Below are 22164 nucleotides of genomic sequence, written 5' to 3'. Positions count from 1 at the left end.
GTAACAAATCATAATGAATGCAAAGACTATTGCCAGGACTTCAAAAAACGGACTTAACCAGAGCGCTTTATTGAACAGTTGACTGTGGTTGATTGTTTGCTAATTCTCTTTAAGAAATTGCTTTTACAGTATAATTTTAAAACAAGTTAAAATCGTTAAATCTATTTTGTAAAAGTTTTGAAAAACCGCAAAGGTTGAAGAGTTTGTTTCTAATGATTTCAATGGTGGAACAAATTCCAAAAATTATTAGGACTGTTATTAAATCTATTACGACAAAATTGATTAAGTTAGTAGTTGCTAGTTTTTCAAAGTGGAGAAGGTCAAACCAGATGAACTTCCTGACAAATGGATTATCGTGAATTAAATAAATTCCAAAAGTTGAAGATGCAACTAGATTGATAAGCCGATTAGGGCGTAAGGAAATATGATTGAAGAACATGAAAAAGCTAACAGCAAAAACTACAACACAAATGTTATTGTCGCCGAAAAATTTAGTTGTAGCGTTGATCATATCTGAGGAATGAGCTAAGTATCCAGCTCTAATTCCATGAAAAGTAAGGTAAGCATAACCAGTTAACGATAATAAAATTCCAACTATATAAACAGTTTTTTTATTCCAAAATGAAACCTTAGGAGTTCCTCTTATGTATCCTCCGATTAGATAATACATTATAAATATAAAAAATAGTGAGTTATCTGCATATAAACCAAGAGTTGGAAGAAGTATATAGGTCACAAAAAGTGAAATTATTATGTAGCCTTGTTGTTTTCTTGAACAGTGATGCCAGAGTGTATTCAAAGCTGGTATTGCAAACAATAACATGATGAAAAGAGTGATAAACCAGTAGGAGCGGAAAGTAACTGGGAAAAATGAGGCTAAAACTTGTCTTTTGTCAGTTAAAGAAGGACCAAACAACTTGAATAATATATAGCACAAAATCGAATAAAATAAAGTTGGTACCCAAACTTTAAGAATGCGTGACCATTTCATTTTGGAGTTAATAGAAAAGTAGCCAGTAATTAAAATAAATAGAGCAACACCTGTTTTGCCGCCAAAGGCAAAAAGACGTGCAACAAAAAATACTACAGGGTGATTACTATAAAGGTTGAATGAGTTTTGAGGAAAAAATTCTCCTAAAACCCCATGGACAATGGAATGATGCAAAACAATCATAAACATCGCAATTATTCTTAATAATTCGAAATTTGACATTCTTGGTTTTGATTTCACAGTATATTCTCTCCTAGACAATTAATATAACAGCATTATTATACAGTTTTCCAATAATAAAAAAAAGACCATACATTAAAATACAATTAGTGTAAATTCAATGTGGCCTTTTAATTTGTTATTTATTTTCCTGTATTCTGCGGTAAACGGCACCGATCATGCCGGCATCATTGCCGAGCTTAGCAGGGACGATCTCAGGAAGTTCCAAATCACGGACGCTGCTATGCTCACTTTGCAATTCTGTATAAGCCTGGTTTAGTCCAGACTGGAATGCAGGATTAACACTGATTCCGCCGCCTACGATCACTTGAGCTGGATCGAAAGAAACGACCAAATTTAAGATCCCCTGAGCTAATTTGCGGAAGTAATTGTGTAAGACTAGCTGCGCGATTGGCTCTCCGTTGTCTGCGCGAGCAAAGATCTCTCGTGCATCTGTCACTTCTTCTTGGGCTTTGATATTATAGATCCGCAACAAACCGATCACGGTTGCACTTTGGAAGTTTAGACTGCCATCTTCTAGTTCATCGTGCTGGTCATCAAGTAGCATCCAGCCAAATTCCCCTGAGCGGGCATGAGCTCCACGGTAGATCTGGTCATTGATCACCAAGGCACCGCCAACGCCTGTCCCCAGAACAATATCCAGATAATTATGCAGTCCTTGAGCTGCACCGAGCCATTGTTCGGCGATAGCCGCGGAGTTGGCATCATTTTCGATAGTTGTTTTGATACCGGTGCGTTGTTCCAATTCATCTTTGAGATTAATGCCATATAAGCATTTTACAGCACCGGCCGTGGTTAGCATACCGTCCGCCTCGATCACGCCGGGCATTGAGACACCTGTCCCGGCAATATGCTGTCCTTTATCCAGATATCCTTGTACGATATGTGCCATGTCAGCTAAAACTTGTTCCTTTTTTGCCGCTGTTTTGCTGTGGGCTTTTTCAATGATCTGACCATCTGCGCTAATTAGACCATATTTGATTGAAGTTCCACCAACGTCGATCCCAACGTAGTTTTCCAAAGTATTTCCATCTCCTAATTAAAGATAATTTATTCAGCGTTTCTGCAATCATATGTAGATAAAACCGGACAAGTAAATGCCCGGTTTAAGGTAGCTTAATTACAATTCTGCACCATTAGTTTCGATTACGTTTTTGAACCAGTAGAATGAATCTTTGCGATAACGGTCAAGTGAACCATTACCGTGGTCATCTTCATCAACATAGATGAAACCGTAACGTTTTGACATTTCACCAGTTCCAGCTGAAACCAAGTCGATACAGCCCCACGGTGTGTAACCCATTAAATCGACGCCGTCATCTAGAACAGCTCGCTTCATTTGCAAAATATGATCATGCATGTACTTGATCCGGTAGTCATCGTGCACCTTATGATCTTCAGTCAACTGGTCAACAGCACCTAGCCCGTTTTCAACTACAAACAGCGGCAAGTGATAACGATCAGTGAACCAGTTCAAGGCATAACGCAGACCCGTTGGGTCGATCTGCCAGCCCCATTCACTGGCCTTGACGTAAGGATTAGGGACTAGGTCGTGTGCTTCGTTGTAGTCTTCGTGACCGGTGTATTTGACTGTGAAAGACATATAGTAACTAAAGCCAATATAGTCAACGGTACCTTCCTTAAGTTGCGCTAGATCAGCAGTAGTAATGTCTAACTTAAAGTTCTTTTTCTCAAAGAAGTTCAGCAGCCACTGTGGGTAAAAACCGTTAGCATGCACATCGGAGAACCAGTAACGGGTTTGCATTGCACGTTGAGCAAACAAAATATCTTCGGGCTTGGATGTCAGTGGATAAATCGGGCACATCGCGATCATGCTGCCGATTTGCAGGTCAGGATCGAGCTGATGACCTAATTTAACTGCTTGAGCAGAAGCTACTAATTCATAATGCGCAGCTTGATACATCAATTTTTCATTATCTTCTCCCTCTTCTGGCACGATTCCAGAGTCGGTATATAGATGACCGGCAGCTTCAAAATCAGTTTGATTATTGATCTCATTAAAGGTCATCCAATACTTAACTTTATTGTGATAACGTTTGAAGCAGACATCGGCAAAATGAACGAAGAACTTGATCAACTTACGGTCACGCCAACCACCGTATTCTTGAACAAGGTGTAAAGGAATTTCAAAATGAGACAAGGTCACGACTGGTTGAATGTCGTATTTTAAACATTCATCAAAAAGGTCATCGTAAAACTTCAAGCCTTCTTCATTAGGTTCTGCTTCATCTCCATTAGGAAAGATCCGTGACCAAGCGATGGAAGTTCGAAAACATTTAAAGCCCATCTCGGCAAATAACTTGATATCTTCAGGGTAACGATGGTAAAAATCGATGGCCTTGTGATTAGGGTAGTACTGATCGGCTTCGATTTTTTTAGTGATCGTCCGTGGATGATCCTTGTCGCCTAGTGTAAAGAGATCAGCAATGCTTAAGCCTTTGCCGCCGTCTTGATAACCGCCTTCTAACTGGTGCGCCGCTACTGCACCTCCCCATAAGAAATCTTTGGGAAATTCTCTTTTATCTTCTGCCATACAATTTTCCTCCTGATTTGTGATTATTATTTTTGATGGTCAAAAATAACTTCGATGGTACATACTTGAATTCTCCTATGGTTTTAGTGACTGTCTTTTGCAGCTCTGTTAAGTTTTAGTGACTGTCTTTTGCAGCTCTGTTAATCTAATTGTCCTTCTTTTTCTGCAACTCTGTTTGCGGCCAAAACGAATGGCATATAAGTGAAGACTGAGATTATTAGGCAGATAAAACCAATGATCAATGCTAGCCAGTTACCGCCAGTTCCTAAGAAAGGCATTAACGGTCCCGGCGTGGTCCACGTCATACCTAAAGCCGGCGTTGGTATCCATTTTAAGATGTTGGTGACTAAGTAGCCGACCCAAATGTTAATGACAGGAGTCAGGACAAATGGAATTGCTAAGATCGGGTTCAAGACGATCGGTAAACCAAACATTAGTGGCTCATTGATGTTAAAGAGTCCTGGAACAAGTCCTAATTTGGCGACAGCGCGGTAATCTTTTCGTTTTGAGACCCAGAAGATCGCGATGATCAAGCCAAGGGTCATACCGCTGCCACCCATGTTGGCAAAGGTATCATTCATGTTGCCCCAAGTAGCGGGGTAAGGGACATCCCAGATACTGCCGTGATTATTGATAAACTGCTGATTGCTGAGATCTGCTTCGGTAAAGATCACGGAACGTAAGGCATTCAGGGTATTTGGACCGTGGATCCCGACCATCCAGAGCAAGTTTTGCACGATTGCTAATAATGTGACACTCCAGATATTAACCCCGATGTTTCTCAGTGGTGTTTGAATGGTGTCATAAATGATCTGGTTGATCCCTTCAGGTGCAACTAATGATAATAGATGATTTAAGATAGCTGCTATCATAATTACGATCACGATCGGGATCAAACCATTAAATGAACGAGCAACTGCGGGCGGTACCATATCAGGCATCTTGATCTGCATTTTCTTGATACTGAACAACTTAGGTAAAAATTCACCAACCATTATCCCAATAAACATTGCGACAAAGAGACCCTGTGCACCTAAGAAAGTTTTAGGTAAGTAGTTGATCCCGTCTTTAACGATCGGTGGTGTATACAAGATCATGAAGACTGCAATCGATGTCATCCCGGTCAGCATTTGATCTGCTTTGAAATGGCGCGCTAATTCGGCAGCAACCATATAAGCGATGAAGATCGATAAAATATCCATGGTCCCGTTGGTCACGGAATTTAACCAGCCTTGCATATCTTCCAGATGCGGAAAGATCTTATTGAGAAACAGGATCTGCGCTAAAAAACCGTCTTTACTGAAAAGCAAGCTATTGATCAAAATCACTAAAGACGCCGACATTGTGATCGGAAAGGTAAACATAAAAGAATCTCTAATGGCCGCAATATGCCGTTGTTCGTTTAACTTGGCTGCGGCTGGTACAATGTGTTTCTCCATGAAAGCATTGTATGAATCCATTTTAGACATGAAATATCACTCCTATATGATGAAAATATAATTTCTAAACCACTTCCAGCATATAAAAGCGATTTCACAGAAGCAATACTTTTCGAAGTATTTGGTCGGCGTTCCATACAATAGCAAGATATTCCAGAGATGAAACACCTTGTACCAAGCCAAACGAAAAAAATAATTATTAAATGGATTCGTGATCTTGTTCCACTGCCAAGCGCCGAGCGGTCGAGATCAGTTGCTCGATCAGATACATTGCGGGGACCTGCGTGGTTAAGTCGTAGTACTTGGCCAAGCGCTCTTGGCTGGTCGAATAACAGAGAACGTAACGCGACATTAAGGCTAATTGACTACTTGGGTCTGCAGTGACAGCTACAAGGGTCACATCTTCATCATTTACGAAGTTGTTTAACATTTCGATCAATTCGATGGTTTTTCCCGAGACTGAAAAGGTGATCAACAAGTTATTGCTGGTGTTTTTCAGCTGAGTGATCAAGGGATAAAAAGGATCCTTAACGCAAAAAGAATTAAAGCCAACGGCCGCAGTTTGCCGGGCTGCATATTCCGCTAAGGCCCCGGATGAACCAATGCCGCAGAAGATGATTTGATCTGATTGCTCCATTTTGTCAGCAATCAACTCGATCTTTTCATAAATGTCTGGTGGAAAGTTTTCTGCGGTAATGAAAGAAATCTCATGGTCATTTGTCTGAGACCGTCGTTGTTCCGAACGGAATGATACTTTAAATTCTGGAAAACTATCATAACCGAGCTTATGAATGAAACGCATTACCGAGGAATTGGAAACATGTGCTTCAGTGGCAATGTCTCTGACTCGCATGTACGGGACCTTTTCTACATTTTCTGTGAAGAAACGGTAAATAGCCATGTCAACTTCCGACAAACGGTCCAGCTCCTTGAACCCAAAAAACGCCATTTTAAAAACCCCCTAAAATAAATGCAAACGCTCTCTAAGTTCATTATAACATGTTCGTACCAATTATGGTTATCAGAAACAAATTAAAGTGCTTTTTAGGAAAGATATATCATCTAAGTCGTTTCTGCCGTTCTTTAACGGCATTTTTTACTTGTAAAATGTATTTTTCATCGGGTTTTTCATCGATCAGAGAGAAATTGTATTGCAAGACATCTTCAATGATCTTGTCGATAAAAGATTCCGTTATTTTATGGAAGTTAATATCTTGTGGTAATTGTTGTGGGAAAAGTTCTCTGATTTTATTATGGATACCTTTAATGAACTTATGTGGAAAATCTGCAATTAATTGTTCGATCATGCGAGTTTGAACTTCTGCAATTATTAATGCATTGGCATAGATCGTAGTGAATTGGTGTGAATTTACAGGAATTATGTATTCAGGACCATGCTGCTTGCTAAACTGCAGACCAACTTTGTTTTGGCCTAGACAGCAATAATCAATTAAGTTGGCTTGTACGATCCAGCTCGCTGGACTATGAACATAGCCTCTTGTTGGTAAAAGGATCTTATTACCCGAAACAAAAGGGACAATATGACGGTGTGAATGATCATGATATAGTTCTTCAATGATGAAAGTAGACAACACAAAGTTGAAATTTTGCCAGCTGATAAATTTTTTGACCAACATGTTAGTGGAACGTTTAGTGAAAATAGTTCCTCTCTTTTTATCGAGCAAGATTGCCTGGCAATTGGGTAATCCAAGCTTGTGAGTGTCAATTACCATGGTTGTGGTTGATGTGATAAGTGCCTGATCATCTTGAAAGGCTTCGCGATAAATTTTTCTGATACCTGTTTCGTCTAAAAATAAATTTGATTTGTGCATGCTTTTTAACCACCTTGCTATAGAAATATTTTTTTAAGGTTATCTCGAAAAGTGACTTATAAACATTGTGAAAGAAATAACGTAATATATTATACGCTAATTAAAATATATAAATCAATATAATAAATGAAGAATAATATTTAAACGGCACAAAAATGCCTATAATCAGCACAAAATACGTGTTTTGGGGACATTTACGGCGAAGCGGTCTTTCTTTATGCTTAGGTTATTCAAGGCCTTGGATAATTTAAATTAGGAAGTGTCTAGATGAATGATGAAGCTTTAAATTATCTGTTGGAAAATAATCGGATCAAAGTCATTTATGGTGTCTTAAAACAACTACATGTTTCACCAGCAACAGCATATTTCGAAGACTTAGTGGCTGAAGGAGAACTACTTTTTATTCAAGCTTATATCGACTATCAACGCAAAAATGAAGAATTGAATGAGCAACAATTGATGGGTTATGCTTTCCGCAAAATCAAGTGGGGATTACTAGATCTTTTACGCAAGGAATGGAAACAGGAAGCTAAAATAGTTCAACCAACGAAACAAGATGAAGAACAAAACTTTTTTCTCGAACAGGTACTTTCAGCAACTGAGCCCGCATTGGTCGATAATTATGAATTTTGGGAACTAGTCCGTGAGATCATCATGATCTGTAATGAGAATGAGCGTAAATTTCTGATCAAACGTCTTTTTTATGGTTATAGTGTGGCAGAAATTGCCGAGCAGGAGGGCGTTTCCCGTCAGACAGTCAATTACTGGAAGAATCGGCTCAAACAAAAGAGTCAGAAACTTTTTAAATTACAGTAACTTTCTTTTTACAAACTGAAATTGATTTTCGTTGGTAAGTATGTAAGGCGCGCGACTTACCCGAAAATTTAAACTGGTTAGTAGATCAGCAGCCATTGTGATTTGATGCCAGTAAAAAACAAGGAGGAAATAACATGGATAAGATGTGGGAAAAGACAAGCGTGGTCGTTCAGTCGACTAAAGAAGACGGAACAGCACGCAAACGCAATTTTAACAACATCGCCGAAAAAGCAACTGATGAACAGTTACAATCTTTCGGTGGGTTGGTGGCCCAATTAACGGGTGAAGCCACTGACAAAGTAACTGTTAATGTGACAACAGCTCTGGCTTAGCAACTAGTTTGCAGTTAAATGAACTTTAATTTATTGGACTTGAAAGGAAGGATAGTATGAAGAGTTTAGATTTAGCGTTCCGTTCTGCAATTGGTGGAGCAGTCCATCATTTGAAACTGAATTATGTCAATACTGATCTTGACGCAGATACGGTCAAAGCTGCAATGCAGCAGATCGCAGATGCAGAACTGTTTGTCGATAAAAAAGGTGAACAGATGTACTCCAAGCCAGTTTCTGCCACATATGTGACGGAACAAGACAATGTTTTGTTTGACGACAAAGCCTAACGGATAAATAAATTCCCATGCCTGTTTTCTAGGCATGGGAATTTTGGGGTAAGTGAACAAAAATTACGAGTTAGGAATGCTGGTTCGTTTGTTGACAGTGTCTAAGTACTTACAGTTAAGAAATGTTGCGGCGAAGTTTTTCCGAGTTGAATACTAAGTTATTGCCCACCATCTTTTGTGACTATGCTTTTAAACTACTAGGAACAACCTTATGAGGTCGAATTGAACTATGTGTCTTTTTTAAGCAATCTAAAGAAAGAGTTTAAGAAACAAGTTTAAGAAGAACACAGCTTAAAATGTAGAGCTCACATTGGGTAAAAAATTCAGGGCCGATCATAAAAAAAGCAGAACTTGGAAACCTATGTCTTTAGCGTGGGTCAATAAATAGCCAGCGCCTAATAATTAACCATCTAGCGGTTATCTGCAAATATTAATATGTTCCTAAATTTGAGCTGATGGCTGTTGGTTTGATTGCGTTATTTGTGCAAAACTGGTAATTTCTTAGTTACTATTGCGTGTAATGTTCATTTTCAATAGTAAATGCAAAGACAGCTGGGTGCAGTAAGATTTATCACGGTTTGGAGGTAGAGAGAACTGTGCAGAATATAAAATTTGGAGTAGCTTAGCTCACGTCTAGTGTGTGGCCTTGAAGATTACACGTCCACATAAAATAAATTATTAAGGAAAGGGTGAATTTCATGCCATATATTGGCTTTTTTGATCCAACTTACTTGCTGGTGGTCTTAGGACTTGTGATTTCGGTGGCAGCTTCCGCATATGTTAATTCGACCTTTAAAAAGTTTGACCAGTACCATTCGCAACGAGGGATAACTGGAACTGATGCTGCCCATTATATTTTACAGCAATCTTTGATCAATGATGTTGCAGTTCAGCAGACCAGTGGCGAGCTGACAGATAATTATAACGGCGGAAATAAAACTCTTAATTTATCGGATTCGACTGCCGATTCTGATTCAGTTGCTGCAATTGGGGTGGCTGCTCATGAATGTGGTCATGCAGTTCAAGATGCTCATAATTATTGGCCAATGCGGTTACGGACAGGTCTAGTGCCAGTTGCTAATTTTGGGAGTTCCTTTTCGCTACCCTTGATCGTAGTTGGTGTTTTGTTAAGCTATAATCAGCTTTTGATCCACATTGGAATATTTTTGTTTTCTTTTGCTCTGTTATTTCAATTAGTGACTTTACCGGTCGAATTTAATGCTTCGTCACGTGCGTTACACATCTTAGCTGACGGAGACCTATTGACCCCAGAAGAAGTTCCAATGGTGCGTAAAGTTTTAACTGCTGCAGCTTTAACCTATGTTGCTGCTGCATTATCCACTTTCTTGCAGTTATTGCGTTTAGTACTGTTATTTGGTAATGGTAATAACCGAGACTAAACAAAACATTTTGCAAGTGGGATAAATAGAAAGTTAACATCAGCAAAACAATAAAAAGACTTACTTATCTAGTGAATTATAGAAAACCTGCGGTAGGAGTAAAAATTATTCTCACCGTGGTTTTTTTGCTTATTATCGCAAGTTTACTAATGTGTCATTTCAGTTTCTTTTATTAGAACTGGTAGTTGTGTTAAGCGGCGTTGTTTGTGTTCGTTCCATATATTTATTTGGTTACAAAAATAGTGGTTTCTGCCTTGTTGCAAATTTACTTTTGTTGCTTAATTAAAAATAACTTTTACAGATTCGTTTTTTATTTCGTTAGTAAATATGTAAGGCGCGCGACTTACTAAATAACAACACTTAGGCTAATTTGACATGAACCATTGCGGTCTCAGTTGATAGAGCATGAGTGTTTAAAAATAGGAGGAACTAAAATGAGTCAAAAGTGGAGCAAAACGGGTATCAAGGTTAAGACAGGGACAGCGGAAGGCGACTTTCGTGATCGGAGTTTTAATAACTTGGCGGAGGACGCGACTTCTGAAAAAATTTTTGCTTTTGCTGGAATAGTAGCACAGCTAACAGGTGAGCCTCATGTTGAAACTGCAGTGACAGTTTCTAGTGAGCTCGCTGACGAAGAATAACTTATCGAGAAGGGAAGTTAATGGTTTATGAAGAGTATAGATTTAGTATTTCGTTCGAATATTAACGGTGGTTTACGTCATTTGAAATTGACAGACGTTAAGTCAGATCTTGATGCACAAACGGTTAAAAATATGATGCAACAGATCATCGATGCTAAGATTTTTGTCGATAAAAATGCAGAATTATTATATGCAAAACCAGTGTCGGCTGTTTATATCGACGAGCAAGATCATGTATTGTTCGAAGAAAAGTAAATGTGTAAATTAACAGCGAGCCTTAGCGTTACGTCACAGATGTAACATTAAGGCTTTTTCATTAGGATGGAGGAAAAATTAATGGTAGCAAAGTTTATCGATGTTGCAAGTTATCAACCAGCTACATTGGAGTATTTTAAGGCAGCAAGGGCGCAAGAAATTAAGGGAGTGGTCGTTAAAATTACCGAAGGAAGTGCGAATGGTACGAATTACGTTAATCCACAAGCAAATAAACAGGTTAAAAATGCGCAAGCAGTTGGGCTGATTGTTAGTGGTTATCATTTTTTTCGTGCGATTTCAGTTAAGGATGCACAAGAGGAAGCACAGTTTTTCGCCAGAGAAGCAAAAAAGAAAGGGTTAAAAACCAGCTCCATGCTGGCAATCGATGTTGAAGCTGATAATTTAACTAAAAATCCAGGGACTCTAACTACGCAGGTAAATGCGTTTTTTGCTGAGTTGAAAAAACTGGGCTTTAAAAATTTCAGTGTATATTCCAATACTTTCTGGATGAAGAAGCGTTTATTGAAAAATAGTTTGAACTCTCAAACCTTTTGGCTTGCTAGTTTTGGAACAAAAAATGCCGGTATTTCGTGTGCAGCCTGGCAGTATTCAAGTACACAAATCATTGCTGCGGTAAAAACGGATATTTCGGTGGATTATTCAGGAAAATTTACTAGAGGTCCAAAAGTAGATAAAAACCAAGCACAAGTTAAAAACAAATGGGTCGATGATTTAGGAGTAACCTGGTATCACGAAAAGAGAACGTTTACTAGTGATAGCGCAATAGTTTTACGCTGGGGTGCCAAGACTTCAGCAACCAAGATAGCGGTACTGCCAGTAGGATCGATCGTGAAATATGATGCGTTTGCCCATTGTGATGGGTATGTGTGGATCAGACAACCACGAGGAAAGGGACAGTATGGGTATCTGGCAACGGGAGAGTCTAGTGGCAAAAAGAGATTTTCGTCGTGGGGGAGATTTAGCTAAAAAGTGAAATAGTAATATTTAAGAGAATTGCATAGAAGTGTAAGCCTGAACTGAGAGCGCAGTATAATCAATGTATACGGAAAAGTTGTAAAAAATTTGAGTACACGTTAATTATGCAGTGCTTTTTTACATAAAAGTTCCATTTATTCGGGATAAGAATGCCTTTAGATCCCAATCTATAGGGTAGACAAAGAACTTAAAACAAAAGAGAATTATTAGCTGAATGTAGCGAGAAAAAAATTAAAAAATGTAGCAAATAAGGTCATTAAGTTCGATGGAAAGATTTCTCAATTACATAACCTATATATTAGAGAGCCTTTTCATCATTTTAAAGTTTCAAATTCATATACAACAACACTGATTTGAAATAGAAACGTAAAAGGGCAAAGAGAAATAAAATATTGATAAAATATTAATCAGTGAAACATATATATGCATATAAATCCTGAATTATTCATACTTTTCGTTGCAGTTAAAACTTTGTGCAAAGTTACTTTAGTGTGTAAAAAAAGCAGCTTTTTGTTAGTTTTGTTGTCGGACTGTTTAAAAAAGGACAGACTTCACCCTTTCCCTAAGAAAAACATTTTTTATTTTGTGAGTTCACAGCGGATATATTTTTAGATTTTGAATCTTGAACAGTGTCTGCCAAAATAATTTAGCGAACACATTGGTCTGAGATAAATGGACCCAGACTTGACGCGCATGGTGCGTGACCTTAGCTGCCACATGGAGTAATTTAAAACGGATCGTCCCGACCTGAGCGTGTTTAAGCTTTGTTGGTAAAACTAAGTTCTTCATGGCTTGCAGTATATTATAAGCGACCCCAGCTACCAGCATCCGGAACTCATTGGCCTCAAAACTAGAACTGTCCGTTTTATCAAAGTGAAAGCCACGTTTAACTTCTTTGATCAAGTCTTCCATGGAACCGCGTTGGTGATAGAGGGCAAAGACTTGTGGACCGCTTAATTCTTCCAAGTTGGTCACGATAAACTCATGGTCAAACAGAAAGTTGCCCGCCGGCCGCGTTGATTTAATAATCACACGATAAGGTCGTGACCAACTTTGAGGGCAATAGTCTCGCAGGACATGCCATTGGACTTCAGCTTCGGTGAAGTCCTGGTCACCCACTTGGATCAGGTTTTCAGCCCGACTTTGGAGCTGGTAGTTCGCTTTTAAACGAATCACGAACTTAGCCTGCTTTTTATCACACGCATGGTAGATCCCTGGAGCTGCGAAACCAGAATCTCCCCGCACTAAGACATCCAGGGAAGATCCGTCATAGGCCCGTAAGCTCCGTAATAAAAATTTAGTCGCACCTTGGGAAGTATAGCGATTGCCGGGGCGTAATTGAGCATTCAACAAGCAGCCCGATAAAGCATCAAAGGCTAGTAAAGGATGATAACCGTTGGTCTGGTAGTGACCGTTATAAGCACTCTTTTCTTGGTCACCAAACGTATCGGCATGTGTCGAATCTAGATCAAGGATCAGCTGATGTTGATTTAGCTGCCCAAGAACAAAGTGAGCTACCGAGCCGAGCAATGATTTGACTGAAAAGAGCCCAGACGCTGAAATGTGATTGATAAAGCGTGAAAGTGTCGGCTGGGAAGCGACCGCTTGAGACAAGACCAGCTTAAAATCAACGGCGTGTGACAAGGTATTAGCCGACTGATCTTGGCAGTATCCTGCCAGCAATTGCAACAGCAACTGCTTAAATAAATTGTTCAAGGGAAAGGTACAATATTTACGGTCATCTTTAAAATGCAAGTTATCTTCTAAGAGCTGGTCAAAGTGAATTTGGTGCAGAAATTCAGCAATTAATAAAGTTCCGGCATCGTTCGCTAACTCACCACCGTCATTAGAAATGTTGATCTGGTCATTGAATAAAAGTTTTTCATGATGTAAAGTTGACATAAGGAGCACTCCTGTTCTTTGTGGTTTTCATCGACTTTACAATAGCACAGGATGTGCTCTTTTTGTACACCCAACAGGTGAAAAACGAAAAAGATGCGAACTAGCATGACAACAACAAAAAGTAGTCCTTAAGGGAAAAGTATGAATAATTCAGGAAGTATTATAAATTATCTCTTAATACAAGGATGATTTTAAAATGATTGAGCATAGTGATCAAGTTTCGGGTGGGGTGGTACTTGAAGTTAAACATCTTGCACAAAATGCGATTAACCTACAAAAGGTAGATAAATTTCGAATCAAGCTTAGTGACATTAAGAAGTATGACAGGGGTGTGACCGAATTAGCTATGGATAATATTAAAGATAATTATAAATATGTTCGAACTGATGATGAATTCGAGTATTTTGAACTGATTTAATTTTTGTGTTTTGACATAGTTGAGTAGATTTAGAATAGATTTTTGGAGCATGTTTATACCTCGCTTTGATTGAATTTGGTTCTTTATCAAGTGGTACTGATGAAATGAATTATTTAAAAAAAACACCGCTTGAGCTAGCACTTAAAACAAAAAAAGATCCTACCTTTACGATAGGACCCTAAAAGTGAAATCAACACTATTTGACAAAGACCCAAAAATAATAATATCTAGGATTATCTGAGATGTTATTTAATTTCTAATTCAGTTTTCAACTCTTTTTGTGCAGAATTCAAAGTACTGTCGGAAACTACTTCATAAGAAACACCATCAATCATTTGACCTTGACCTTGTAGCTGCTTTTGTGAAATGTTAGTAGCACCTTTATACTTAGAATATATTTCTTTCATTTGGTTAAATGAGATATCAGTTTTCATATTTGAGGAAATGGCATTTAAAATAGATTTATATTTTGTGATACTTCCAACTGAAGCAATTTTTTTAACTAGGGCAGTTACAACTTTACGTTGACGAAGTTGACGTCCGTAGTCACCTCGTGGGTCTTCATGACGCATTCGTGAAAATGGCAAAATATTATTTTGGTCAATTGTAACTTTACCCCTTTCAAAATGATTTCCCGATTGAGTGAAATCTAGGTCGTTTTCTACTTCAACTGGTCCAATCGCAGCTGATAATTGCTGAAGACCTTTCATATTTACTTCAATGTAGTGATCTAGCGGAATTCCTAAATAACTTTGTAAAGTATTTAAAGAACCAGTTAATCCGCCATAAGAATAGGCTGCATTAATTTTGCTGTTTCCAGAATGGCCTGGGATGTTGACTAATGTGTCTCGAGGGATACTTAATAAGGTCGTCTTTTTGGATGTTACGGTTGCAACCATAATTGTATCAGAACGTCCATTTTTTTCTGTTCTTCCTAAATCGCCTGTGTCAGTCCCCAATAAAAGTAAAGAAAATGGCTGTCCATTTTTCAAGCTTACTTCGTTATTGCGTCCAGTCTTATGTTTGACTGGAGTATATGTAGACTCTACAGAATGTTTCGCGTCAAAATAAAACTTAGCTAAAACAGTACCGTTGATTAACAATAAAGCTAATACAATTCCTAAAACCCATTTCCAAACACGATTTTTTCTATGTTTGGAGTGATGATGCCTATGTTGGTAATTTTTATCTTTTTTTACCATTATAATACACCTGCTTTTTATATATAAATACTACCATACGCGTGGTGCTAGTTCGTAATATTCAACTATTTAGTACAAAATTTTACAAAAAAAGCCCAACAAGGTTAGACTCTTAAGTGACTTAAACAAAGGAGACCTGATCTTGTTGGACCACTTAAAGTTTAAACAAAAACGACATAATTTACAAGTCAATTTAGCTCAACTTAAAGTTCTTTGTGCTGAGCTTTATCAAAAATACTGCCCGCGCTATATTTCGCAACGCCGTAACACCACTAATTCTCGTGTTTCTGATGTGCAGATCTTAGCCTTACTGTGTTTACAGGTCATTACACAGATGCACTCCCAGCGTAAATTCTTTGCCTGGGCACAGACCTTCATCCCACATCAATTGAACATTGAGCGCTCCCGTTTTAACCGACGAGCACAACGTCTTCTCCCAGTGGTCATGGCCATGCGGCAGGGGTTGACTCGCGACTATGCGCAAACAGGACAGTTTGCGATCATTGATAGTTTGCCTAACCCTTTATGCCAAAAAGTTAGAAATAAGCGGGCCAAGGTTTTCCGCGGCATAGCTGACCTAGGCTACAATGCGACCAAAGACATGTATTTTTACGGGTTTAAGACTCATTTTGAGACCTCGCTCAGCGGTTATATCTTAAATTACACTGTCACCGAGGCCTCTAAACATGACACCCAAGCGGCGTCAACTTTGATCGCAGGCTGTCCGTGTCCCTTTGTTTTAGCGGATGTCGGTTATGTGGGACAGCCCTTACAAGAAGATTTTGGCGAGCTAGGTTATGAGCTCTGGACACCTTACCGTTCAAACATGAAAGGAGCCAAACAGCACAATGTTCCGGCTTTGAAAGATCTCCGGCGCACGATCGAATCCCGTTTCTCGATCCTAGTTGAAGATTATGGGATCGAAAAAAACCTCACGCGGTCAGTGGTAGGCTTTTGGTTAAAAATCGAATTGACCGTCTTTATTTATAATTAGGCTTTTTTGATTTTACAGAAAATAGAATTATTACGAACTAGCACCACGCGTACTACCATGATTATTATAGCAAAAAAATATTGAGTTAGTTGCTTTTCTTATTATGTAAGTGATTAAATTTCCTTCCTTAATTTTCAAATCAAGTGCAACAAGCGTAAAGATTAAACTATAAGTAAATCTATTAGCTCAGTGAGTAGGCAGATCAGGAAGCGTAGTGAGTGGGCTGACTCCTCTTCACCTGTTTAGTTATTCCTACTTCATTTTCAAGTACATCCTTTTTGCAAAAAAAGAGTAAACAAGTATTGAACATATGACAAACCTAGTTTACTATAATTTGCAGGAAAATAGGTTACAAATAAGAGGAAAATAGAAGTTAATGTGCGAGATTTTTCATTTTCGTATCAATTCATTTAAGAAGGTTATAACAAAGGAAGTGTTGTTGGTTAAAAGTGAATTAAACAATGGAATGGGTGATTTGAGTATTTGTAAAAATATTAGGGAACATTATAGCGATTTAAAGACCCAGCTGTTATGTTTTAGTGACTATAGTAGAAGGACAGTAGCGTTTTTTGCTTAATTACAATTTGTTAATGGATAGTAAGTTGTTAGCGTAAAGTATTTGTGGGTGGAAGTCTAAAAAGACAAAAAAAGAGAAATAACTCTCTGTTACAATTGTAATTACGACAAAACAATGAAAGAGAGAGTTATTTCCCAATGAATATTTTACAACAGATGAGCGAACAAATGTGGGCGAATTTTACAAAAAATGGTGAAAAAGTTCTGTACCAAGATCTTGCCTTTGATGACTGGATCGAAAATACAATGGCCGCAGGGAGAAAACTATGCCTAAACTTGATCAGGGTCTTTTTAGAAGAAGCCGACCGGCAGTTTAAGGAGTCTGAGATCCGCAAGGATAAATTTGCGATCAAAGCGATCCGTGAAACGACTAAGTCGACTTTGTACGGTGATCTCACAGTGAAGCGGACATATTATCAAAATAAAGAAACCCGGGCGTATTTCTTTTTGTTGGATAAAGTCTTAGGCTGGCAAAAATATAGCCGGATGACGCTGGGAGTCAAAGCGCAGATCTTAGAAAATGTTGCTGGACATACTTACCAAGAAGCGCTCACGATGATCCCCCATTTGGGGATCCACTCTAAAACAGCAGTCATGAACATTGTTCACCGTGAAGGTCAACAACTGCCCAATGAGCCTTCTGTGACTGAGAAGCCCGCCCCCAAACCGATCCAAACGCTATTTATTGAAGCTGACGAAGATCATGTTGCTTATCAGGACAGTACTAATCGTTTCATGAAACTAGTTTATGTTCATGAAGGTTATGACGTAACTGATCCGCGCCATCCACTGATCAAAGCGCATTACTTTACGGGTAACTATCCGGGCAAAGACAACGAAGAATTATGGACAGAAGTTCTAGATTATATAGAGACCAACTATCGGCCAGAAAAAGTTTATTTAAGCGGTGACGGTGCTCAATGGATCAAGCACGGAGCCGACTTTATTCCGCACTGCACGTTCATTTTGGATCGGTTTCACTTACGTAAATATTGTAAAAAAGCTTCCGTAGGGATCGCTGGTCTGGACCGGACTTTATACCATTGGGCTTTAGCTGGACAAACTAATTTTATCCAGGATTACTTTAGGGTCCGTTTTAGTGACCCAACGGTAACTGTCAGCCAATGTCACAGCTTGAAACAAGCCGCTAAATATCTGACCAACAATGCCGCAGCGATTTGCGATAACCGCTTAGAGGATTATCATGGCTGTTCGGCTGAGGGCCATATCAGTCATTATCTGTCCCGGCGCTTAAGCTCACGTCCGCAAGGTTGGAGTTTAGTGGGTGCGCAAAGTGTCGCCCGAACACGGATCTTTCAGCTGAATGGCGGCAATATCACCAATTTCTTACAAGCAGAACAGCTAAAAGCGCTCAAGCAAGAAAAAATCAGCCAGTTCGACCGGCGTTTGAATGTCAGAAAAAACATTAAAAATAAGTATTATGAACAAGCACAAGCTGCGTTCAGTGGGCATTTGCGAGGACATCGGAGTTTGTGGCAACATGGTCTGCAAGTTGGCTGGTAGTTCAAAGACGCTCAATTCAAGCACAGCATTGGACTAAAAATAAATAGAGCAATTACAAAAAGCAGAGGAACAAGCCTTTTAAAAATTTACCCACACAAAGTTGACACTATCTAGTAAGTTTCATTTGATATATATTCGTTAATCGTATAATATAATGATTGTGAATGAAAACACATAATAAAGGAGTGAGTGAAAACAAAAACAGCAATATTATACTTTAAGAGAATAATGATGCTGTTGAAAGCTGTTAATTGCGAGAATAGGGCTTTTTATTTGAAGTTAGGTTCAACAAATAGTCGGTGCTCGTGTTATAAAAAAGTGCAAGTTTAATTAAAGAGTCAAGTGGTATTTGTAAAGTTCCGTTTTCATAACGTGAATATGTGGCTTGCGTGACATTTAATAAATTAGCCACGCGTTCCTGACTGATGTCCAAATCTTCGCGCAAGTTGCGAATCCTTCTATACATGCGATCACCTCTATCATAATTCTAGGTGTTAACACGCCTTTTATTGTCATATATATACGATATTGGAATATAACAGGCAAAGCTGGGTAAGAACATACTTTAAATTTAACCACTTGGTATTATAGGGGTACTTAGAAATATTTTGATTTTGCTTCCTTGTCTATTTGATAAAAGCATTCTTTTCTTGCATAGATGGTTTAAGGCAGGCTAGTGACAGAAAAAAATTTGGATCTTTTTTAGAATGATATTTTTTTGCAGATAAGTGGTAACGTTTACGATATGGCTAGTAAGTTGAGAGGTTGTAATGAAAGTTATTCAAGTTTATGGTCAAAACGCTGTTAGAGTCCGTAATAGTTCGGGTGAAAGTATGATGTTGGTCGACAAAGGAATTGGCTTTAAGAAAAGGAGAGGCGACTTGGTTCACCAACGACCAACAACCTGGATCTTTATTGAAAAAACAGTTAAATAACACGCTTTAGTAGGGAGTAACTATCTGGTAGGCTTAACCTAAATTTTCATTTTATTGAAAATTTGGGATTTCTTAATGAAGAAATTACGGTTGTCCTGCTGCTAATGCATTAGCTTTTGCTGGTAATAAAACTAAATAATTGGGGAGCAACTGCTTGGTAGGCTTGACCCGGATCTTTCACAGATAATTCTGGAAAAAGATCCGGGTTTTATTTTTAGCAATTTTAAAGTTTCGTTTTTAGCTCAAATTTGCTTTAAGTTGGTCCACTTGAAAGGAGGTGAGAAAAATGCAGAAAAATTTAAAGATAGTAGTTGCCTCGGATTCTTATAAGGGCAGCGCTTCGACATTTGAAGTTAATCAAGCGATCGCTGCGGGAGTTAAAAGAGTTTTACCGCAGGCAACTGTGAAACAACTACCAGTTGGTGATGGAGGTGAGAACACTGCCCGTGCTTTAACTGCTGCGCTGGGTGGAGAAATGAAAACAGTGACTGTCACTGGTCCTCTCGGAATGCCAGTTGAAGCCGCTTATGGGTTACTGAATCAAGGTAGAGCAATTGTTGAAATGGCGCAAGCTTCAGGACTAACTACGGTTCCGGCTGATGCTTTGAATCCTTATCTGGCCACTACTTATGGAACCGGCGAATTGATCAGGGCGGCTCTGGATGATGGAGTGCAAGAGATTTATGTCGGAATCGGCGGAAGTGCTACTAATGATGGCGGGCTGGGGATGGCTCAAGCTCTTGGCTATGAATTTAAGGATGAGTCTGGTCAAGAAGTTGGTTATGGGGCTAGTGAAATTATTAAAATTAAGAGTATTTCTAAACGGAATGTTGATCCACGTTTGTTTAAGACGAAAATTACGATTTTATCTGATGTGACTAATCCACTAGTGGGAATAAACGGAGCCTCTTATGTCTATGGCAGACAAAAAGGAGCCACTGAAGATGATTTGTCACTGCTTGATCAACTTCTAGAGCGTTTCGCATCTTTATTGCAGGTGTTTTTTAAGAAAGATATTCGGACTAAAGCCGGTGGTGGAGCCGCTGGAGGTCTCGGGGCAGGGTTGATGCTTTTTTGTGGAGCAGAGTTCTACCAAGGAGTTGATAAGATCCTGGATTTGTTAGGAATCGACCAGTTGTTAAAATCAGCGGACCTAGTCATTACGGGTGAAGGAAAAATTGACGCACAGTCGCTGAATGGTAAGGCACCGCTTGGGATCGCCCAACGTGCTAAAAAGTATGGTTTGCCAGTGATTGCCATCGTCGGTGGTATCAGTGGTGACATTGAAAAGGTCTATGATCATGGAGTTGACTTAGTATTAACGACGGTCAATCGACCAATGAAATTAAAACAGGCAATAGGGGAGACGCGTTCATTATTGCAGAGTGCCGGTGAAACAGCAATTAGAAGTTATTTGTTAGGTAGTAATGTGAAAGGGACAGGTGTATAAGATGAAAGTTGGTTTTATTGGTTTAGGGATCATGGGCAAACCCATGGCAATGAACTTGCTTAAAGCAGGGTATGAATTGACTGTTTTTGATTTTAATCAAGCGGTTTTTGCTGAAGTGGCAGCAGCTGGAGCTAAAGAAGCTGCTAGTGGTCAAAAAGTGGCAGAACAAACTGACGTGGTGATTACCATGTTGCCAAACTCACCGAATGTTTCCAGTGCGTTATTTGCGGACAATGGCATCGCAGCTGGACTCACAGCTGGCCAGACTGTGATCGACATGAGTTCGATCTCGCCCGTGGCCTCAAAACAGTTTGCCCAAAGACTGCAGGATGATTACCAAGTCGATTTCTTAGATGCGCCAGTCTCTGGTGGTGAACCAGGTGCGATCGATGGTTCAATTGCGATCATGGTTGGTGGTCAACAGCGGGTCTTCGATAAGTTCAAAGAATTGTTTGATGTTTTAGGTGGTTCGGCAACTTTAGTTGGCGGTGTTGGTGCGGGTAATATTACCAAGCTGGCTAATCAGATGATAGTGGCAATCAACATCGCTGCTGTCTCGGAAGCATATTCTCTGGCAAAAAAGGCCAATGTGGACCCAGAAAGTGTCTATCATGCGATCCGTGGTGGTTTGGCAGGTTCAGCTGTAATGGAACAGAAGTCGGCGAAGATTTTGGCAGGCGACTTTGAACCAGGTTTTAGAGTTGAGTTGCATATCAAGGATCTGCAGAATGCTTTGGATACTGGTCATGAAATTACCGTCTCAACCCCATTTACTGCTTTAGCCATGGAAGTTATGCAGTCCTTAAAGGCGTATGGTCTAGAAAAAAAGACCATAGTGCGATTGCTAATTACTATGAAATGATTAATGGTTTAAAGTTACAAGACTAAAACGGCGAAAGGATATTAATGGGATGACAGTCAAAAATAACTTGTTACAGGAAGAGTTGATTTTCTTAGATGTGACAGCTCGTGATCAATTCGAGTTGCTGCAGAAGCTGAGTCAGGAATTATTTAAACGCGGCTATGCTAAAGATTCATTTGCCGCAGGGATCATCCAGCGAGAAAAGAAGTTTCCGACAGGGCTTGATACCGGTACAGTGAAGGTTGCTTTACCGCATACCGACGCAAAGCATGTTATTAAACCAGCAATCTTAGTCGCTTCTTTGAAGCAGTCAGTTGATTTTATGGCAATGGGCACTAATGACCAGCGAATGCCAGTGTCTTTAGTTTTTATGTTAGCGATCGCAGAACCCAAAGTTCAACTGGCGACTTTGAGTAAGCTAATGGGGATCTTTACTGAACATGAGATTTTAAACGAGATCCAGACTGCAAATTCTGCACCAGAAATTTATCAAAAATTAAGCGCGGTTTTGAAATAAG

General features: G+C 39.2%; 22 protein-coding genes and 1 pseudogene. 14 read left to right on the top strand and 9 right to left on the bottom strand.

All coding sequences use genetic code 11. The annotated features are described in order from the left end of the window. Positions 1-136: 136 nt before the first annotated feature. From BQ5903_RS10060 to BQ5903_RS10035, 6 genes are all read right to left on the bottom strand, one after another. On the bottom strand, positions 137-1231 hold the full coding sequence (locus BQ5903_RS10060) for an acyltransferase (RefSeq protein ID WP_079579459.1): 1095 nt from the start codon (positions 1229-1231) through the stop codon (positions 137-139). Positions 1232-1349: 118 nt separating this feature from the next. Beyond that, positions 1350-2252, bottom strand: coding sequence for an ROK family protein (locus tag BQ5903_RS10055; protein ID WP_079579458.1), 903 nt, complete (start codon positions 2250-2252; stop codon positions 1350-1352). Between the two features lie 99 nt (positions 2253-2351). Continuing rightward, complete coding sequence (locus BQ5903_RS10050) at positions 2352-3785, bottom strand: 6-phospho-beta-glucosidase (RefSeq protein ID WP_056971531.1); 1434 nt, start codon at positions 3783-3785, stop codon at positions 2352-2354. 140 nt (positions 3786-3925) lie between these two features. After that, entirely contained in the window at positions 3926-5245 is a 1320-nt protein-coding gene (locus tag BQ5903_RS10045; protein ID WP_079579677.1) for a PTS sugar transporter subunit IIC, read from the bottom strand. 178 nt (positions 5246-5423) lie between these two features. Then, positions 5424-6173, bottom strand: coding sequence for a MurR/RpiR family transcriptional regulator (locus BQ5903_RS10040; RefSeq protein ID WP_056971530.1), 750 nt, complete (start codon positions 6171-6173; stop codon positions 5424-5426). 109 nt (positions 6174-6282) lie between these two features. Next, positions 6283-7056 (bottom strand): hypothetical protein, encoded by a 774-nt coding sequence (locus tag BQ5903_RS10035; RefSeq protein WP_010498674.1) that lies wholly within the window; start codon positions 7054-7056, stop codon positions 6283-6285. A 267-nt stretch (positions 7057-7323) separates the two neighbouring features. Here BQ5903_RS10035 and BQ5903_RS10030 point away from each other — a divergent pair, with 267 nt between their 5' ends. From BQ5903_RS10030 to BQ5903_RS10000, 7 genes are all read left to right on the top strand, one after another. Beyond that, on the top strand, positions 7324-7872 hold the full coding sequence (locus BQ5903_RS10030; RefSeq protein ID WP_079579457.1) for a sigma-70 family RNA polymerase sigma factor: 549 nt from the start codon (positions 7324-7326) through the stop codon (positions 7870-7872). Positions 7873-8006: 134 nt separating this feature from the next. Continuing rightward, positions 8007-8204, top strand: a complete 198-nt coding sequence (locus BQ5903_RS10025; protein ID WP_079579456.1) for a DUF1659 domain-containing protein — start codon at positions 8007-8009, stop codon at positions 8202-8204. A gap of 56 nt (positions 8205-8260) precedes the next feature. After that, positions 8261-8491, top strand: coding sequence for a DUF2922 domain-containing protein (locus tag BQ5903_RS10020; protein ID WP_079579455.1), 231 nt, complete (start codon positions 8261-8263; stop codon positions 8489-8491). Between the two features lie 698 nt (positions 8492-9189). After that, positions 9190-9891 carry a zinc metallopeptidase gene (locus BQ5903_RS10015; RefSeq protein WP_079579454.1) on the top strand — a complete coding sequence of 234 codons (702 nt, stop codon included), beginning with the start codon at positions 9190-9192 and terminating at the stop codon, positions 9889-9891. A 434-nt stretch (positions 9892-10325) separates the two neighbouring features. Beyond that, the gene (locus BQ5903_RS10010; protein ID WP_010498667.1) at positions 10326-10532 is read left to right on the top strand and encodes a DUF1659 domain-containing protein; all 207 of its coding nucleotides are present in this window, start codon (positions 10326-10328) and stop codon (positions 10530-10532) included. Positions 10533-10559: 27 nt separating this feature from the next. Then, positions 10560-10787, top strand: coding sequence for a DUF2922 domain-containing protein (locus BQ5903_RS10005; protein WP_079579453.1), 228 nt, complete (start codon positions 10560-10562; stop codon positions 10785-10787). Between the two features lie 81 nt (positions 10788-10868). Further along, positions 10869-11774 carry a GH25 family lysozyme gene (locus BQ5903_RS10000; RefSeq protein ID WP_079579452.1) on the top strand — a complete coding sequence of 302 codons (906 nt, stop codon included), beginning with the start codon at positions 10869-10871 and terminating at the stop codon, positions 11772-11774. A 600-nt stretch (positions 11775-12374) separates the two neighbouring features. Here BQ5903_RS10000 and BQ5903_RS09995 read toward each other — a convergent pair. Continuing rightward, positions 12375-13685 carry an IS1380 family transposase gene (locus BQ5903_RS09995; protein ID WP_079579451.1) on the bottom strand — a complete coding sequence of 437 codons (1311 nt, stop codon included), beginning with the start codon at positions 13683-13685 and terminating at the stop codon, positions 12375-12377. 196 nt (positions 13686-13881) lie between these two features. Between BQ5903_RS09995 and BQ5903_RS09990 the strand changes: the two genes are divergently transcribed. Continuing rightward, a complete protein-coding gene (locus tag BQ5903_RS09990; RefSeq protein WP_079579450.1) occupies positions 13882-14103 on the top strand; it encodes a hypothetical protein in 222 nt (73 codons plus the stop codon). Positions 14104-14348: 245 nt separating this feature from the next. Here BQ5903_RS09990 and BQ5903_RS09985 read toward each other — a convergent pair whose 3' ends face one another. Further along, complete coding sequence (locus BQ5903_RS09985) at positions 14349-15305, bottom strand: LCP family glycopolymer transferase (RefSeq protein ID WP_010498628.1); 957 nt, start codon at positions 15303-15305, stop codon at positions 14349-14351. 142 nt (positions 15306-15447) lie between these two features. Between BQ5903_RS09985 and BQ5903_RS09980 the strand changes: the two are divergent. Then, positions 15448-16340: pseudogene (locus tag BQ5903_RS09980) on the top strand (IS982 family transposase). A 673-nt stretch (positions 16341-17013) separates the two neighbouring features. Further along, positions 17014-18399, top strand: a complete 1386-nt coding sequence (locus BQ5903_RS09975; protein WP_079578614.1) for an ISLre2 family transposase — start codon at positions 17014-17016, stop codon at positions 18397-18399. A gap of 247 nt (positions 18400-18646) precedes the next feature. Here the strand turns inward: BQ5903_RS09975 and BQ5903_RS09970 are convergent, their stop codons facing one another. Next, positions 18647-18865 (bottom strand): helix-turn-helix domain-containing protein, encoded by a 219-nt coding sequence (locus BQ5903_RS09970; protein WP_079579448.1) that lies wholly within the window; start codon positions 18863-18865, stop codon positions 18647-18649. A gap of 304 nt (positions 18866-19169) precedes the next feature. On the opposite strand from BQ5903_RS09970, the gene BQ5903_RS09965 reads away from it, so the two are divergent. From BQ5903_RS09965 to BQ5903_RS09950, 4 genes are all read left to right on the top strand, one after another. After that, positions 19170-19334 (top strand): CAT RNA binding domain-containing protein, encoded by a 165-nt coding sequence (locus tag BQ5903_RS09965; RefSeq protein ID WP_079579447.1) that lies wholly within the window; start codon positions 19170-19172, stop codon positions 19332-19334. Positions 19335-19620: 286 nt separating this feature from the next. Beyond that, on the top strand, positions 19621-20784 hold the full coding sequence (locus BQ5903_RS09960; protein WP_079579446.1) for a glycerate kinase: 1164 nt from the start codon (positions 19621-19623) through the stop codon (positions 20782-20784). Position 20785: 1 nt separating this feature from the next. Beyond that, positions 20786-21646 carry a 2-hydroxy-3-oxopropionate reductase gene (locus tag BQ5903_RS09955; RefSeq protein ID WP_331199991.1) on the top strand — a complete coding sequence of 287 codons (861 nt, stop codon included), beginning with the start codon at positions 20786-20788 and terminating at the stop codon, positions 21644-21646. A 49-nt stretch (positions 21647-21695) separates the two neighbouring features. Beyond that, on the top strand, positions 21696-22163 hold the full coding sequence (locus BQ5903_RS09950) for a PTS sugar transporter subunit IIA (protein ID WP_079579445.1): 468 nt from the start codon (positions 21696-21698) through the stop codon (positions 22161-22163). The last annotated feature ends 1 nt before the right edge of the window (position 22164 follow it).

It is taken from the genome of Ligilactobacillus acidipiscis, from assembly GCF_900116935.1.
Classification (GTDB): domain Bacteria; phylum Bacillota; class Bacilli; order Lactobacillales; family Lactobacillaceae; genus Ligilactobacillus; species Ligilactobacillus acidipiscis.
The sequence above is the reverse complement of the archived record's forward strand: the minus strand, read 5'-3'. Positions and strand labels throughout refer to the sequence as shown.